The organism is Paenibacillus hamazuiensis (assembly GCF_023276405.1).
GTDB lineage: Bacteria > Bacillota > Bacilli > Paenibacillales > NBRC-103111 > Paenibacillus_AF > Paenibacillus_AF hamazuiensis.
Genome location: NZ_JALRMO010000001.1, coordinates 3,917,265 through 3,932,594 on the forward strand (window position 1 = coordinate 3,917,265; position 15,330 = coordinate 3,932,594).

General features: G+C 56.4%; 11 protein-coding genes. 1 reads left to right on the plus strand and 10 read right to left on the minus strand.

Features of this window, described 5'->3' with window-relative positions:
- Positions 1-35: 35 nt before the first annotated feature.
- From MYS68_RS17185 to MYS68_RS17210, 6 genes are all read right to left on the minus strand, one after another.
- Entirely contained in the window at positions 36-1,025 is a 990-nt protein-coding gene (locus MYS68_RS17185) for a substrate-binding domain-containing protein (protein WP_248927009.1), read from the minus strand.
- A 176-nt stretch (positions 1,026-1,201) separates the two neighbouring features.
- A complete protein-coding gene (locus MYS68_RS17190) occupies positions 1,202-1,615 on the minus strand; it encodes a cytochrome-c oxidase (protein WP_248927010.1) in 414 nt (137 codons plus the stop codon).
- A gap of 80 nt (positions 1,616-1,695) precedes the next feature.
- On the minus strand, positions 1,696-2,601 hold the full coding sequence (locus tag MYS68_RS17195; RefSeq protein ID WP_248927011.1) for an RNA polymerase sigma-70 factor: 906 nt from the start codon (positions 2,599-2,601) through the stop codon (positions 1,696-1,698).
- Positions 2,579-3,937: an FAD-dependent oxidoreductase gene (locus MYS68_RS17200; RefSeq protein ID WP_248927012.1), complete on the minus strand. Its 1,359-nt coding sequence runs from the start codon at positions 3,935-3,937 to the stop codon at positions 2,579-2,581. The genes MYS68_RS17195 and MYS68_RS17200 overlap by 23 nt, the downstream gene beginning before the upstream one ends.
- Positions 3,938-4,014: 77 nt before the next feature.
- Positions 4,015-5,181: an FAD-dependent oxidoreductase gene (locus MYS68_RS17205; protein WP_248927013.1), complete on the minus strand. Its 1,167-nt coding sequence runs from the start codon at positions 5,179-5,181 to the stop codon at positions 4,015-4,017.
- Positions 5,182-5,282: 101 nt separating this feature from the next.
- On the minus strand, positions 5,283-6,395 hold the full coding sequence (locus MYS68_RS17210; RefSeq protein WP_248927014.1) for a Gfo/Idh/MocA family protein: 1,113 nt from the start codon (positions 6,393-6,395) through the stop codon (positions 5,283-5,285).
- Between the two features lie 214 nt (positions 6,396-6,609).
- Here MYS68_RS17210 and MYS68_RS17215 point away from each other — a divergent pair, with 214 nt between their 5' ends.
- Positions 6,610-8,649: a penicillin-binding transpeptidase domain-containing protein gene (locus tag MYS68_RS17215; RefSeq protein WP_248927015.1), complete on the plus strand. Its 2,040-nt coding sequence runs from the start codon at positions 6,610-6,612 to the stop codon at positions 8,647-8,649.
- A gap of 22 nt (positions 8,650-8,671) precedes the next feature.
- Here MYS68_RS17215 and MYS68_RS17220 read toward each other — a convergent pair whose 3' ends face one another.
- The 4 genes from MYS68_RS17220 to MYS68_RS17235 form a co-directional block, all read right to left on the minus strand.
- Positions 8,672-9,721 carry an HD domain-containing phosphohydrolase gene (locus tag MYS68_RS17220; protein ID WP_248927016.1) on the minus strand — a complete coding sequence of 350 codons (1,050 nt, stop codon included), beginning with the start codon at positions 9,719-9,721 and terminating at the stop codon, positions 8,672-8,674.
- 78 nt (positions 9,722-9,799) lie between these two features.
- Positions 9,800-10,228, minus strand: a complete 429-nt coding sequence (locus MYS68_RS17225) for a chemotaxis protein CheW (protein WP_248927017.1) — start codon at positions 10,226-10,228, stop codon at positions 9,800-9,802.
- The gene (locus tag MYS68_RS17230) at positions 10,194-12,755 is read right to left on the minus strand and encodes a hybrid sensor histidine kinase/response regulator (protein ID WP_248927018.1); all 2,562 of its coding nucleotides are present in this window, start codon (positions 12,753-12,755) and stop codon (positions 10,194-10,196) included. Before MYS68_RS17230 ends, MYS68_RS17225 begins: the two co-directional genes overlap by 35 nt.
- Before the next feature lie 12 nt (positions 12,756-12,767).
- Complete coding sequence (locus MYS68_RS17235) at positions 12,768-15,176, minus strand: methyl-accepting chemotaxis protein (protein WP_248927019.1); 2,409 nt, start codon at positions 15,174-15,176, stop codon at positions 12,768-12,770.
- Positions 15,177-15,330 lie beyond the last annotated feature (154 nt).

A 15,330-nucleotide genomic window follows, 5' to 3' on the forward strand; every position in this document is an offset into this window, starting at 1 on the left:
GTTTACGTCCCCCGTCCTCCCCGGCGATTTCAAATTCATTTGGCGTAAAATTGATCGACATTGCTTTGCGTCACGACCGTTATGCCTGTATCGACATGGGGCGGAACCGGGATTTGCTGCGATTTGTTATGGTTCAAATGGAATAAATGCATCAGCGACCAATATCCCATATTCCAGGTGCCCTGCGCCAAAGTGGCGGAGATCGCTCCTTTTTTGACCAGATCGAGAGTGCCTTTGTCGGTATCGAAGCCGATGATCTTAAGTTTTCCGGTTTTTCCCGCATCGCTGACGGCGGCGGCCACCCCCACCCCGCCGTTGGCTTCCGTTACGAATATACCCGCCAAATCCGGATACATGCCCATCAGCTTGCGCGCCGCCTGGTCGGACACGATGGAATCCCCTTGGCCGTTTTCGACGCCCACGACCTGCATGTTCGGGAATTCCGAACGGATCGTATCCGTGAAACCGGACGTTCTTTCCTTATGGTTCAGTTGACCCGGCGACGTAATGATCGCGATCTTGCCCTGCTGCTCCGTCAGCTCCGCCATCTTCCGCGCCGCCGTGACCCCCGCGCTGTAATTGTCGGTCGCGAGGAACGAATACGCCTTGCTTTTGGAAGCGCCCGAATCGAACAGGACGACCGGGATCCCCGCCTCGACCGCCTTGTTGATCGTACTCGTCAGCTCGTCGGGATTGATCGCCGTCACGGCGATGCCGGCCGGTTTTTTGGCGATAACCTGCTCCAGCACCGTAATTTCTTCGTGTACGTCGTATTGCGTGGCACCCCGGTACTCCACCGATACGTCCAACGCTTCCGCCGCATCTTCGAAGCCCTTGAGGACGTTTTTCCAATAATCGATGCCCGACTGAAATGTGACGAGGACATATTTTTCGTTATGGGTCCCCTTCAGTCCCTGGCTGGGTTCGTTCCACGCTCCAGGCGAAGCGACCCGCACGTACTCGAAATAGACATAGCTTGCAAAGCAAGCCAAAAGCAGCACATATACCATGATCAATTTGCGCATCGTGTTCCGGCGACCTCTCCTCTTACAATGTCGTTCATAACGGATTCTATGAAGTAGCCCTATTTTATAATGCAGCGACGAAGTTGGCAAGAAAGCCTTTTCATTCCCTCCTCTCGCGCAAAAAAAAAAATCGGATGTCCGGGGCATCCGATCAATTTCCGCTGCTGAACGTTTCCTTACAGCGATGTCGTTTTGTTTTGGCCTTGTGTCTTGCCGATGAAAGCCGCCGCGTTCACCGTCTTGAAAATATTGATGACGAACAGCAGAACACCGATCGCCGTCAAAGTGCCGCCTACCGCAATAATCGGCTCCGTTCCGGCCACCCCGCTCACGAGCAGAGCCAGCCCGATCATCATGATCGGCAAACCGATGTTATGCAGCCAAAAATGCGTCTTGGCCAGCTTCGTTTCTCCCGATTGCGGGTATACGCTGTAAATCAAGCCGGCCAAACAGAGCGACACCCAGCCTACCAGATTGATGTGTGCGTGAACCGAACCGTACTCCAGATGATGTGTGATGGACATGAACATGCCGAAAAACACGCCGAATACAAAATAAAGCGAAGCGATTTTAATTAACCTCGGACCCATACCGATCCCTCCGTGATAAATTTACCATCAAGATTTTATCACAGAATTGTCACAAATAGTCCTGTTTAAGTAAATTTTTATTAACTCCTGCGATTTCGATTCAAGTGAATCAACTTGTCGGGGTTCGAAACCATATAAATTGCCGCAATGCGGTCGCCCTCGATTGCGAGGGAAACGACATATACCGCTGCGCCGTTCAATGAATAAACAAAGCCGGGCAGCCCGTTGACGGTGCGGATCGACATGCGGATTTCCGGCGGCAGCTTGGCTGCGGTACCGGTGACAAAAGCGATGATCCGCTCCGGGGTGTGTATCGGGTTAAGCGCCGCTTTCACTTTGCCGCCACCGTCGGAGAGCAGAACGGCATCGCTCGTAAGCAGCTGCAGCGTGCGAGCTATGTCGCCGCGTTCGAGCGAATGTGCAAACTCGAGCAGGATATTCAGTGCCCGCTCGCTCTGGGGGCGAACCGCCGGATCGGCGTCGGGTTTCGCATTTGCCGGCATTCCGCGCCGGGCTCTGCGGTAAATTTGCCGGCAGTTCGCAGCGCTTTTGCCCATCATCTCGGCGATTTCGTCATAGCTGAAGCCGAACGCCTCCCGGAGCACAAAGACGGTCCGCTCCGCTTCGCTCAGCTGCTGCAGCATAAGCAGATAAGCGGTTTGGACCGTTTCCTTGCGGATGCAGGCATCCTCCGGGCTGCCGGCATCTTCGATCAGAGGTTCCGGCAGCCACGGGCCGATATACGTTTCCCGCCGCCGGCTCAGCTTTCGTATCCGGTCATTGCATATATTCGTAACGATCCGGCACAAAAAGGCCTTTTCGTTCCGGACCGCTTCCGCGTGGGCACCGTCCCGGCCGCTTCGTTCGCTCCAGGCCAGGAACGTTTCCTGCACGGTATCCTCGGCTTCCGTCACGCTGCCGAGCAGCCGGTATGCAATTGAAAACAACAGCGGTCTATATGTTTCATACAGCTGGTCTACTTCCATTCCTTCCTCCCCCTGCCGTATATTGCGATACCTCGCGAAGGCAAGCCTCGGCGGCGCGTTTTGCGCTTGCTGCCGCGGCGTCGGCCAGCAGCTCGCGGTGTCCCGCCCAGTCTCCCGCCACATAGAGCCCCGGCATTTCCGAAACGGCGGGGCCAGGAATCGAGGTGCGCATCGCATGCGGATGATCGTGGACGACGATCATGTTCGGCAAATATTGACGGCCCACGACCTCCTGCCGCCAGCCGGGCTGCAATAAATCGAGCGTGCGTTCGATGTCCGCTCTATCCCGCTCGGCGTCCGGCTGGGCGGCGCCGTGATATTTGAGCATGGAGACGGCAATAAGCCCGTTATCGCTTAGCTTGGAAGCCCGCGACAAATTCGTAAACAGAAACGGCGAATCGACGCCCATGACGAACTGAATGTCCGGCCGCGGAAGCTTCCGCATGACCAGGTCAAGGCAAGCCGACGTGACCGGCCGTGCCTGCTTGCGCCATATTTCCAGCACGGTGCGATCCGCGCCTTCGAAGATACGGCAGCATTCGGCAGGCGGCACCGCCAAAATGACTCCATCCGCAACCACCGTTTCACCGTCAGCGAACCGCACCGCGAACCTGCCGTTTTCCGGCGAATCGGCCAAATCCTCATACAGTCGTTCCGCTTTGCTCACCTTCAGCACGGCTTTCCCGCTCACGGCTTCGACTCTTCCGGTTGCCTCCGCCGTCTTCCGGAGGCTGTCGATCATGGTTTGCCATCCGCCGTCCACGTAAAGCACACCACCGTTCAATACGTGCTTGATCTGCCTAACCACCGGCCCGGCCAGCTGAATGTCCGGCCGGTGCGCGTAAGAAGCCGTCCGGCAAAGCGTATAGATGAGGTGCCGCGCCTGCGGCTCGCGGATGTTGCGTTCCGCCCACTCTCTCAAAGTACCGGCAGGAAGCCGGTTTTCGTCCAGTTTTTTCACTTTGGCCATGATCCGGCCGAGCTCGACCTTCCCGCGCCAGGAGAGCATCCGTGTCGCCAGCAGTGACATCGGCGATCCCGGCAGCGTGTGGATCCCGCCGTTCCAAACGCCATGGCCTGCTGAAGCGGGAACGCCGCCGGCCGGCACGATACCCAGCTCCTTAAGAATGGCGGGCAGCTCGCCGTCCCGGTAGACGGCGTGCGCACCCAAATTAAGCGCCACGCCATCCCGTACGACCGTCCCCGCCCTTCCGCCGAACGCATTCGCCTTTTCCGCGAGCAATACCCGCTTGCCCGCTCTCGCCGCATAAACGGCGGCTATCCAGCCGCCGAGTCCGCCACCAACCACAACGATATCCCTTTTGTTTCGATCCATACGAATCCCCTCCCAACGTTTTACCCTTAAGTCGTTTGGGGATTTCGATTTGTGACAAGATCGGCGAAAAAAATCGTTTAACATTCGTATCCGATCAGCCAATGCAGCCGCTGCATCTGCATCCGTGGCGAAACGGCTCTGAGCAAAACGTTTCTCACTCCGATCGCAAGCGGATTTTCCAGCTGCACCAAACGTCCCATCCGTCTGGATTGCCGAACAACCTCCGTTGTCCGCGGAATCCTTTTTGCTTCGTAAACCTGCAAAGCTTCCGGCACCTTGTGCTCTTGTAACGCACGCGCAAGAACGATCGCGTCCTCCATCGCCTGCGCGCCTCCTTGACCGAGGTTCGGCAGCATCGGGTGCGCGGCGTCGCCGAGCAAAGTAACCCGCCCGCGGGTCCACCTTGAAAGGGGCTTGCGGTCGAATATATCGTGGGCGAGGATGGCCGATTCATCGGTGGACTCGATCACCGATTCGATCGGCTCGAACCATCCTCGAAAGTGCCGGAGTGCCTCTCGTTTCCTTTCAGCCGGCGGGATATGGACTCCTTCGGGGGAATTGAGTGCGGCGAACCAAAAGGTGAGGCCTTGTCCGAGCCGGGAGCAGCCGAACCGTTTGCCGGGGCCCCACGCCTCAAAGCCTCCGCCTTCTTCCATCGAAAACCGTTCGTCCTTAAACGAACATGTACCCCGTAGCGCCACATACCCGGCATATCGCATCTTGTCGGGTCCGAAAAGTTGTTTTCGCACCGAAGAATGGATCCCGTCCGCTCCGATCAGAAAATCGCCTTCCTCCCGGGTGCCGTCCGCAAATATCGCCGCCGCTTTATTTCCGTCCTGCTCAAACGCAAGCAGCTTTTTGTTTAAACGAACGAACGTTCCCTTATCCTCCAGCTCGTTCAGCAAAATACGGTGCAAGCTGGCCCGGTGTATGAGATAACTGTGCGTCCCGTAACGCCCGGCTTGTTCGGAGACGGGCAGAGCGGTCAGCGGCTTGCCTTCCCAGGTGCGTATCTCCGCCCTGCCGACCAGCGCTCCTTCCGAGCGAATCCGCCCGGACACCCCAAGCTTATCCAGCGCTTTCATCGCGTTCGCAGCCAGAGCGATACCGGCGCCGGCCTCCGCAAACGAGCTTTTCTCCTCGAAAACGGCAACCTGCCAGCCTTCCCTTTGCAGCGCGATAGCGCAGCTCAGTCCGCCGATTCCCGCGCCGATGATGATCGCCTTTCCGGTGAAATTCGTCATATCCTTGCTCCTCGTCTGACATGATGCCTCCATTTTAGCATACGAAGATTGAAAATGGGCCGAAACTCTTTGTGAGAGCTTCGGCCCGCCACCGGCGCCGCCTAAATAAATTCGCTTTTCGTATCGAAAATTGAGGCCGGCAGCTTGTTCCACGCTTCGAACGTCGTGGTCAGCTCGTAGCGCCGTCCGCTGGCCGCGGATTCGTAGGCGCCGAACAGGACCTCGTGCACGTGAAGCTGAAGCCGTCCGTGCTGCTTAGGCTGCTGGCCGGAGCGCAGGCAGTGGACGAAGTGGCTCATGATGTCCCGCTCCGAATCCGGCGGGTCGAGCAGCCTCGGAGCATAGCAGTCGGCATAACCGCGCCATGCGACTTGCTCCGCATCCCCGATAGGCGCATGCGGAGAGTGAACGACAAGCGGGAACCCGCTGTCGTTCAGCGCAACGGTTCCTTTGCGCCCGTAGATCAGCGTATTGTTTTGCTTGATGGAGGTGCCCCACAGCGAGCGAATGACCGCATGCTGCCCTCCGGCAAATTCCACGATGAGCGTCACGTTGTCGTCTACATCGCTATGTATGCGCTTGCCCCCGTCCACGATGCGGTTCGGGATCAGCGTCCCTACCTCCGCCGTAACGCTGCGCGCCGGCCCGAGCAGCGTAATGAGGCGGCTGACCGGATAGACGAGGCAGTCGAGAACGGCACCGCCGTGCGAAATTTCGCGGTTATAATACCAGTTGTCGCGCCCCGGCCCGGGGATGTTGAGCTGCGCTTCCGCCCCGGTAATTTTGCCGATCGTTTCCTCGTTTACATAGTTCAGCGCAGTCGTGAAAGCCGGATTCAGGTCGTACGGCAGGCTCATGAAAATAAGACCCTTCTCCTCGGCCAGCTCCACCATGCTGCGGCAATCGTCGAACCGGGTCGCCATCGGCTTTTCGTTGAGCACGTGAAGTCCCCGCTCCAGCGCTGCCAGCACCACTTCGGCATGCACCGAATGGGGCGTCGTGACGACGACGGCGTCCAGCTCTTCGGCATCCATCATTTTTCGGTAATCGTCGTACCACCTCGGGACCCCATAAGTCCTTGCTTTCTTCCCGGCGTTTTCGAGGCGCCTTGCGCACGTCGCCGCAAACTCGACGTGCTCCAGCTTCGCCGCCTGATCGAAAAACCGGTTGCTGATATCTCCGCTGCCTACCATTCCCAGCTTGATCGGCTTCATTCGGATTCCTCCTCTGACGAATCGTTCCGGCTTGCATAACTTCATTATAAGCGACCGCACCCCCGCCGAAAACGCTGAATTTTTTTCGAAAATGACGCAGACAAATTGTCAGCTTCCTGTGACTTATCTGTTACCGCTCAGCGATGGAACGGCTTGCCGGAATATTTTATGTTAGCAAAGGGTTATCCGAATTCCGAACGACAGGAGGAAATTTATGAAAAAGCGAATAGTGCTGCTGGTTTTGATCTGCGCTTTGGCCGGCTGCGAGAAGATGCAAAAGAAGGAAACCGCCGAGCAAATTTTTCAGAAGTACGTCTCCTATTGGCAGCAAAGCAATTTCGATGCCATGTACGATCTGCTGAGCCCCGGCTCGAAGGAAAAGATAACGAAAGAATCGTTTGGCCAAAAATACGAAGCGATCTACAGCGGAATCGAAGCGAAGCAGCTCAAGGTCGAAAAGCTGCCTGCGTCCCCGCCGGCGGATGCATCCAAGACGGCCGGGGACAAGGCGCAATTCCGGTATCAAGCGGAGATGGCGACCATGGCCGGACCCGTGGAGTTCGCCCATCAAATGAGCCTGGTCAAAGACAATAACAGCGTGTGGGGCGTCGATTGGAACCCTTCGCTGATTTTTCCGCCCATGAAGGACGGGGACAAAGTGACGGCACAGACTCTTAAAGCGCCCCGCGGCTCCATCGTCGATCGCAGCGGCAGCGGCCTTGCCATAAACGGCACTGTTACGATGGTCGGACTCGTTCCGGGCGAGCTCGGCGCGCAGGCCGAGCAGACGAAGGAGCAAGTCGCCGGGATGCTGAAGATGACGGTGGACGACATTAACAAGGAGCTCGGCGCTTCCTGGGTAAAACCCGGCTACTTCGTGCCGGTCGGTCCGGCGGACAGCAAGATGCTCCAGACGCTTCAGGGCGTTCCGGGCGTTTCGTTCCAGGAAAAAGGCGTCCGCGTTTACCCTCTCGGCGAAGCCGCGGCCCATCTGACGGGATACGTCCGGACGATCAATGCGGAGGAGCTCGCCAAGCTGAAGGATCAAGGCTACGGGCCGGACGATAAAATCGGGAAGGCGGGGCTGGAGCAAATTTTCGAGGCAAGGCTGAAAGGCAAAGACGGAGCGGTTGTCGCTATAACCGATGCGAAGGGAAACGTCAAGGAGACGCTTGCGCGCAGGGAGCCGCAGCCGGGCGAGACGATCCGGGTGACGATCGACAGCGACTTGCAGAGGGACATTTATGTGCAGTTCAAAGGCGACGCCGGCGCGGCGGCGGCGATTCACCTGGTAAGCGGCGATGTGCTGGCGCTGGTCAGCAGCCCCAGCTACGACCCTAACGCCTTCGTCCAGGGCCTTAGCGCCGAGAAATGGAACGAATGGAACAGCGACCCGCTCAAACCGCTGTTTAACCGGTTTACGAAGCTTTACGCGCCGGGCTCCGTATTCAAAACGATTACGGCGGCGGCAGGCCTCGACGCCAAAGTATCGTCCCCGGACAAGGTTCGGCGCATCGACGGCTTGCATTGGACCAAAGACGCGTCTTGGGGAAGCTACTACGTCACCCGCGACCGCGACGTTCCGAGCGAAACGATGCGCGACGCGCTCGTCAACTCGGACAACATTTTTTTCGCGCAGGAAGCTTTGGATATGGGCGGCAAGAAGTTTTACGACGGCGTGCTTCCGTTCGGCTTCGGCGAGAAGCTGCCGATCCCGTATCCGTTCCAGGTCGCCACAATCGCGAACGACGGAATCAAAAGCGATATCCAGCTCGCGGATTCCGCTTACGGACAAGGCGAAGTGCAGATGAGCGTGCTTCATGTGGCGCTATCTTATACCCCCTTCGCAAACAAAGGCGATCTCATCGCCCCCGTGCTGCTGGCGGAGCAGCGCAAAGAGCAGGCGGCACCTTGGAAAGCGGGCATCGTCCGCCCCGAGACCGCCGAACTGATCAAGCAATATTTGATTCAGGCGGTCAGCGATCCGAAAGGATACGGCCATGGCGCCTATATCCCCGGCCTTGCGATCGCCGGGAAAACCGGCACCGCCGAGCTGAAGCAGAAAAAAGGCGAGGACGGTCAGGAAAACGGCTGGTTCGTCGAATTTAACGCGGGCCGTCCCGATCTGCTCGTCGCCATTATGGTCGAGGACGTCAAACGCCGGGGCGGCAGTTCGTATGTCGTGGCCAAGATGAAGCCGATCTTTAAAAAATATGCCGGCAGCGGGGGGCCATCCCAAACCAAAAGCCCATAAGATGATCTCATGGGCTTTTGCTCTATTTTTTGAGATGGGAAAAAATCAGATCGCTTTCGATAATGGACGGCAGCGCGGCGATGAAAATATCGGCGAGCTCCGGATCGAAATGGGTGCCCCGGAGCCTCTTGATCTCCTCCATCGCCTCTCCCAGCGGCCATGCCTTTTTGTACGGCCGGATGGAAGTCAGCGCATCGAATACGTCGCAAATCGACGTAATGCGACCGGCGAGCGGGATCGCCTCGCCTGCCAGCCCGGACGGATAGCCGGAACCGTCCCATCTTTCGTGGTGGGTGACGGCGATTTCTTCCGCCATTTGCAGAACTTTCGTATCGCTGTTCGACAGCATTTTGCCGCCGATCAGCGTATGGTTTTTCATTTCGGCGAACTCCTCGTCCGTCAGCTTCCCCGGCTTAAGCAAAATGCTGTCGGGAATGCCGATTTTGCCCACATCGTGCATCGAGCTGGCATAGCGGATCAGCTCGCACTCCTCATCCGGCAGTCCGGCCGCCTTGGCCAAATGAAAACATAACATGCTCATGCGCACGATATGATCCCCGGTATCGTTGTCCCGGTACTCGGCCGCTTTGACAAGCCGCTGTATAATCTCGATTTGGGTTTCCTTCAGCTCCCGCGTCCGTTCGGCCACCTTTTGCTCCAGCAGCTTGTGCTGGTAGCGAATTTCCAGGTTGTTTTTGATCCGAACGAGCAGCTCCACCCGGTCGACCGGCTTCGGCAAAAAATCGCTGGCGCCGAGCGCGAGCGCCTTCAGCTTCGATTCCTGGTCCTGATCGGAGGTAAGCACGATAATCGGAATGGATTGTTGGGACTTCTCTTTCTTAAACAGCTCCAGCAGATCGAAGCCGCTTAAATAAGGCATCGTCAAATCAAGCAGGATCAGGTCGGGCTTCAGCTGTTCGCAGGTGGACAAAGCTTCCCGGGGATCGTGGATATAAGTGACATCGTCATAGCCGGCTTCATTCAGCAGCTTGGCTAAAATATACGCAACCGTTTTTTGGTCGTCGATGATTAGCAGTTTGGATTCGGGATAGTCTGGAAAGATACGGTGCATAAACGATAACCCCCCTTATTCTGAAATTCATTGCCTGTCCCTTGCATCTCCCGGCTCGCTTCCGGGTATCCCTCGCGGTCAGCCGGCTTGATAAATGCACCCGGGATCGATGATCATAAGCAGCCTGTCTTTCAATTTCACAACCTCGCGTATGCAGCCGCTATGGTTCTCCAAATGGTCTTGAGGCCGCTCGCAAAAAGCCTCTTCGATATCGATGACCGAATCCGGCCGGTCGATCAGCAACCCGGCGTAATCGGGCTCGTCTTCCGTGTTTTTCAAAATGATGCAGGCCGTGCGGCGAATGCCGTCTGCCGGGGGATGCCCGAGCAGCTTGGCCAGGTCGAACAACGTGACGATTTTGCCGCGCATATTGAGAAGGCCGGCAATATGTTCCGGCGCATCGGGAACAGGCGTAAAGTCCGCGTGACGGCTGATCTCCTTCACCTTCGAAATATCGAGCCCGTACAGGCAATCACATAGATAAAAGGTCAGCACCCTTCCCTTCATGCAGCTCCCTCCTTCCCCGCAGCAGCTCCCGGATCGTTTCCAGCAGCCGGTCTTTGTCGAGCTTTAAGGCCACATCGTCGAATCCGGCCTCCATCGTTTCCTGTGTCATTCGGCTCCCGGCGGCGGAAGCGAGCGCGATGACCGGCATCGCCTGAAGCCGCGCGTCCGCACGAATCCGCTTCGCCAGCTGGGCGCCGTGCGGGTGCAGCATCTGGGCGTCGCACAGCACCGCGTCGATGGGGCGTTCCTGCAGGATGCTCCAGGCTTCCTTGACATTGGCCGCGAGCAGCGTCTCATAATAATCCGATTCCAGGAAATTTCCGACCATTCTTGCAAAATAGGGGGTATCTTCCACCAGCAAGACGGTGCCTTTCGATTTGTTCGCATACGGCAGCGGTGGGTAATATTCCGGAGCCGCCATTTCCAGCAGCTCGTAAATATGAACGAGCTGCACCAGCGTACCGCCTATAATCGTCTGGCCGATCAGCCCCTTCGCCTTAACCTCCTCCCCCGTATACCGCACGTCGGTCACCAGCGTATCGTGAATCTTCTCGATTAACAGACCGATCGGATGTTTGACCAGCTTGGGGATGATCACATAGAGGTTCTGTACATCGGTTTGGACCCGGCGCAGCGGAAGATACTGTTCCGGCCGGATGATGCGCAGGGCGTCCCCGCGGAATTGAATGAACTCCTTGTCCCCGACCTTCTCGATTTGCGACGCGTCGATTTTTTCGACCCGGACGACAAACGAAAGATCGATGCCGAGCGTTTCCGGGCCCGAGCAGCCGAACAGCAGCAAATTTTGCCGCTCGTCCATACTTTCGGCCTTCTGTACGGCCGTTTGCTCCGTCTCCTCATAAAAGCGCAGGTTCGCTTTCCCGGCGATGCCCTCCGGGTCCAAAATAAGCGCCGTTTTGCCGTCCCCCATAATGGTTACCCCGGAGTAGCAGGCGGAACGGTTAAAGAAACGGGGCAACGATTTCACCAAAATCTCCTCGCGGTCGTGAATGACATCCACGGCAAGCCCGTAACGTTTCGTCCCCGATTTGAGCACCAAAACGTGAGACACTTTGTCCTCCGGGTCAAAGGAGTCTTCCCTGATCCCGAGCACATCGGCAAGCTGAACGACCGGAATCAGCTTTCCTCTAAGCCGCAGCACCCAGCTATTTTTGAGCCGTTCGAACCGTTTGTCCGGATTGTTGGGCTTGATGCGCAGCATCTCCTGCAGATTCACCTGCGGAAGCGCGAATTTATACCCTCCCGTCTCCACGATGAGCGAAGGGATGATCGCCAGGGTGAGCGGCAGCGTCAAATGAAAAACGGTTCCCTTGCCCTGTGCCGTGCGGATTTCGACGGCCCCGCCGATTTTTTCGATGTTCGTCTTTACAACGTCCATTCCGATTCCTCTGCCGGAGATGTTCGTCACCTTCTCGGCGGAAGACAAACCGGGATGAAACACATAGTTCAGCAGCTCGCTTTCGCTTAGTTCGGCTGCCTCCATACGGCTGAGAAGCCCTTGCTGCACGGCCTTGTCCGCGATTTTGTCAACCCGGATACCGGCGCCGTCATCCGCTACGTCGATCGTCACGTGATCCCCGACATGGGAAGCTTTCAGCGAGATCGTTCCGGTCTTCGGCTTTCCCGCCCTCTCCCGTTCATCCGGCCGCTCGATCCCGTGGTCGGCGGCGTTCCGGATCAAATGGTTAAGCGGGTCGGCCAGCGCTTCGATCAAGGACTTGTCGAGTTCCACGCCGGTTCCTTCCATTTGCAGATCGATATCTTTGCCGAGCTCTTTGGAGAGCTCGCGAATCATCCGCGGGAACTTGTCGAACACCTTCGATACCGGCTGCATGCGGGCTTGCATAATTTTATCCTGGAGCTCGGAGGTTGTGCCGTCAATGTTTTGCAAAACGGCGCTGAGGCCCGGAACCGCCTTGCGGTACGATCGCAAAGTCCGCAGCAGCTGATTGCGGCCGAGCACCATTTCTCCGACCAGATTCAGCAGATCGTTGAGCAGGGAGACAGGGACGCGAATCGTATCTTTCGGATTTTCCGGCTGCTTTTTGGCTTCCTCTTCGGAGGGGGCGGGAGGGCCCTCGAGCCCCGCGCTCTCATCGTCCCGCGCCGCTTGCGGAGGAACGGCAATTTCGCGTTCGCCTTGCTGTTCCGACAATTGGGCTAGTACATCGGATATATCCAGCCCGTCGCTCGTTTCCACGTCCATGATCATGGCCCGCAAGATGTCGGTGGCCGCAAGAAGCCGGTCAATCAACGATTGATCGGCTACGAAGACGCTTTTTTTCAGCTCGCCGAAAATGTTCTCCATCGCATGGGCCAAAGCGACGATGTTTTTCAACGCGAAAAATCCGGCGGTACCCTTGATGCTGTGTACGGCCCGAAAAATCGTATTCAATATTTCCGGGTCCTCACTGCCCTCCCCCATTTGGACGAGTCCCATCTCCAGGCTGTCGAGGTGGCTGACCGCTTCTTCTATAAAGTCTTTAAGAAATTCCTGATTCTGCAACAGGGCCACCTCTTATATTTTAAACTGCTGTACCCAGGTTCCCATTTGCTTCGCCATCTCCGCCAGCTCTTTGGCCGTTTTGGCCGTTTCCTCCGCTCCGGTGAACGAGTCGGCGGACGTCTGCACGATTTCGCGAACATTGCTGGCTATTTCCACAGCCTTCTGGGAAATTTCCGAGCTCGACCTGGCGATCAGGTTGATTTGCTCGGAAGCCGCCTCCGTCTTGCCGACAACATCGGCCGCCGTAAACGACAGCGTCGACGTGGAAACCGCCATTTCCTGAATGCCGCTGGAAGATTCCGAAACGACGACGGACACTTGAAGCGAATTGGCGGCAATATCGCTGATCTCCCGGCTGATCAGGTTGACTTCGGCCGCTGCGGCGGCAACCGCCGCGGAAATTTCGTTGGCCGCGGACGACTGCTGCGTGACGGCGGCGGCGATGTTGTTGGAAATCGAGGTGATCTCGATGACGACATCTGCGATCGTATCGACGGCCTGCACCGCATCGCCCATATTTTGCTGCATGTCTTCGATCTGCTGGCTGATCTCGTCCGTAGCTTCGGCCGTCTGCTTCGCCAGCTCCTTGACTTCGTTGGCGACGACGGCAAAGCCTTTCCCCGCTTCTCCGGCCCCGGCAGCCTCAATGGCCGCATTAAGCGCCAGCATGTTGGTTTGCTCCGCGATTTCGTGGATGACGTTGACAATTTTGCCGATTTGCTTGGAGGAGCGGTTCAGCTTTTCGATGATATTTTTCGTTTCGATCGCTCTTCTTTCCGCATTGTCGGTAATATGCAGCGAGCGCTCGCAGTTGTGGCTTACCTCGTTCAGCGACATATCGATTTCCTTAATGGAGGCCGCAACATTGTTTACGGAATTGGATACGTCGCTGGACGAACGGGAAACCGTCTGAATGCTGCCCGATATTTGCGTGACCGTGCGCGCGATCTCCTCCGAACTGGTCGAAACTTGCTCCGATGCCGCCGCGAGCGTTCCCATATTGGTGGACATGCCTTCGATCGCCGCAAAAATGCCCTTGATGTTCTCGTTGATATGGGCCGCTCCTTCGGCCGTCTCGGAGATGCGGCGGGTGATCTGTTCCACGGCATCGCTGACAATGCCGGTCTTCCGGTTCATATTGTCAATCTCACCGCAATAGACGGTCATATGGTCGGAAATCTTGATCAAATCGTTCGACGAATGATCGAGCTTCATCGCCGTTTGGTATATTTCGGTGATCATCTGACCGAAGCTTTCCGCGACCTGGTTAATCGACATCGCGACCTGCTGCATTTCGTCGCGTCCGGACAGCTCGACGCGGGCGGTCAAGTCGCCGTTTGCCATCAGCTGCGAGGAAACCTTCAGCTTCTCGATCACTCCCCTGGTCTCGTAAATAAACGAAATGAACAAATAAAGAGCGACGATGACGCCAAGCAAAGTGCCTGCCGTTACCCAAAACATGCGGTTCTTGTAATCGTCGACACGTTCCTGGATGATGGCGCGCAGCTCGGGCAAGCTTAAGTCGTAAACCTGATAAGCGGCGTTCATGGAGCTTGCTGCCAAATCATAAGAAGCGTTCAGCTTGGCAACGTTCACGGATGTAACGACCGCATCATTGATCGCTTCATAGTAGCCGGCCGTCGACGCCGCCAGCTTGTTCAGCGACGTATCCAAAGCCGGATTGATGCCGGGATTGCTTTTGAAAGCGCCGGCCATTCCTTTTTTCAATGCGTCCATGGCAACGTTCATCTGCACGGAATACGTCAAAAGAGCCTTTCTCTCTTCCAGCGTCAGGCTTTCTTTAACCTTTCCGCGTTGGATCAGAGACTGGCTTTGCGCTATCGCTTCGGTCATCAGCGGCAAATGATTGATCACGGCATCCATCAAATAATAGCTGTCATACGAAGGGTCGAGGATCAGGTTGGAAGCGTCGCCAACATCCGAAACGAGCCCCGTGCTTTTATTTAACATAGCCGTCAGCTGCTCGAATTTCTCCAAAGGCGTCAGGCCGTTTTCCTTGCCCTTGAACGCTTTCCAGTCGTCCTTCAGGCCGATCCACTTCTCCTCGGAGTTCGTATCTTTCCCCGACGTCCGGTAAACGGCATCCACCTTCTGAATGCTTTGATCGATTCCGCTTGCCAGCGCAGCGAGCTGCCCCTTGTTCGGAGCGCCGCCTTCCAGCGCGGTGTCTGCCGCCGACCGATAGGACTGAATATTTTCCATCAACGCCCGAATAGGTATGATTTGTTCGACCCCCACGATTTCCTTCTCGTTGGATTTGATCGAGTGGTTCAATTCGGTAATGAGCAAAGTCATGGCAGCAACGATGCAGAGCAATAAAAAGACGCCGAGGAAGGCGAACTTTTTGGAGTAAGTCAGACGGTCGAGCAAATACATCCCGGGTTTAAACAACTTCAGCAAAAAAATGACCTCCTGTCTAATGGCCGCCAAAAATTTCCGTGTATATATTTGTTAAACATTCTACAAATTTCTCACAATTCCTTCACCAATTTTAGACAAATTTTAGTTGACTATTGTAAGATTTTTTGAATTTACGGCAAATAAGCCCTCCCGT

Bases quoted from the DNA above. Each gene is read 5' to 3' on its own strand.
- MYS68_RS17195 (WP_248927011.1), bottom strand. From the start codon at position 2,601: ATGGAAGTAGACCAGCTGTATGAAACATATAGACCGCTGTTGTTTTCA.
- MYS68_RS17205 (WP_248927013.1), bottom strand. From the start codon at position 5,181: ATGACGAATTTCACCGGAAAGGCGATCATCATCGGCGCGGGAATCGGC.
- MYS68_RS17190 (WP_248927010.1), bottom strand. From the start codon at position 1,615: ATGGGTCCGAGGTTAATTAAAATCGCTTCGCTTTATTTTGTATTCGGC.
- MYS68_RS17215 (WP_248927015.1), top strand. From the start codon at position 6,610: ATGAAAAAGCGAATAGTGCTGCTGGTTTTGATCTGCGCTTTGGCCGGC.
- MYS68_RS17210 (WP_248927014.1), bottom strand. From the start codon at position 6,395: ATGAAGCCGATCAAGCTGGGAATGGTAGGCAGCGGAGATATCAGCAAC.
- MYS68_RS17225 (WP_248927017.1), bottom strand. From the start codon at position 10,228: ATGAAGGGAAGGGTGCTGACCTTTTATCTATGTGATTGCCTGTACGGG.
- MYS68_RS17220 (WP_248927016.1), bottom strand. From the start codon at position 9,721: ATGCACCGTATCTTTCCAGACTATCCCGAATCCAAACTGCTAATCATC.
- MYS68_RS17200 (WP_248927012.1), bottom strand. From the start codon at position 3,937: ATGGATCGAAACAAAAGGGATATCGTTGTGGTTGGTGGCGGACTCGGC.
- MYS68_RS17185 (WP_248927009.1), bottom strand. From the start codon at position 1,025: ATGCGCAAATTGATCATGGTATATGTGCTGCTTTTGGCTTGCTTTGCA.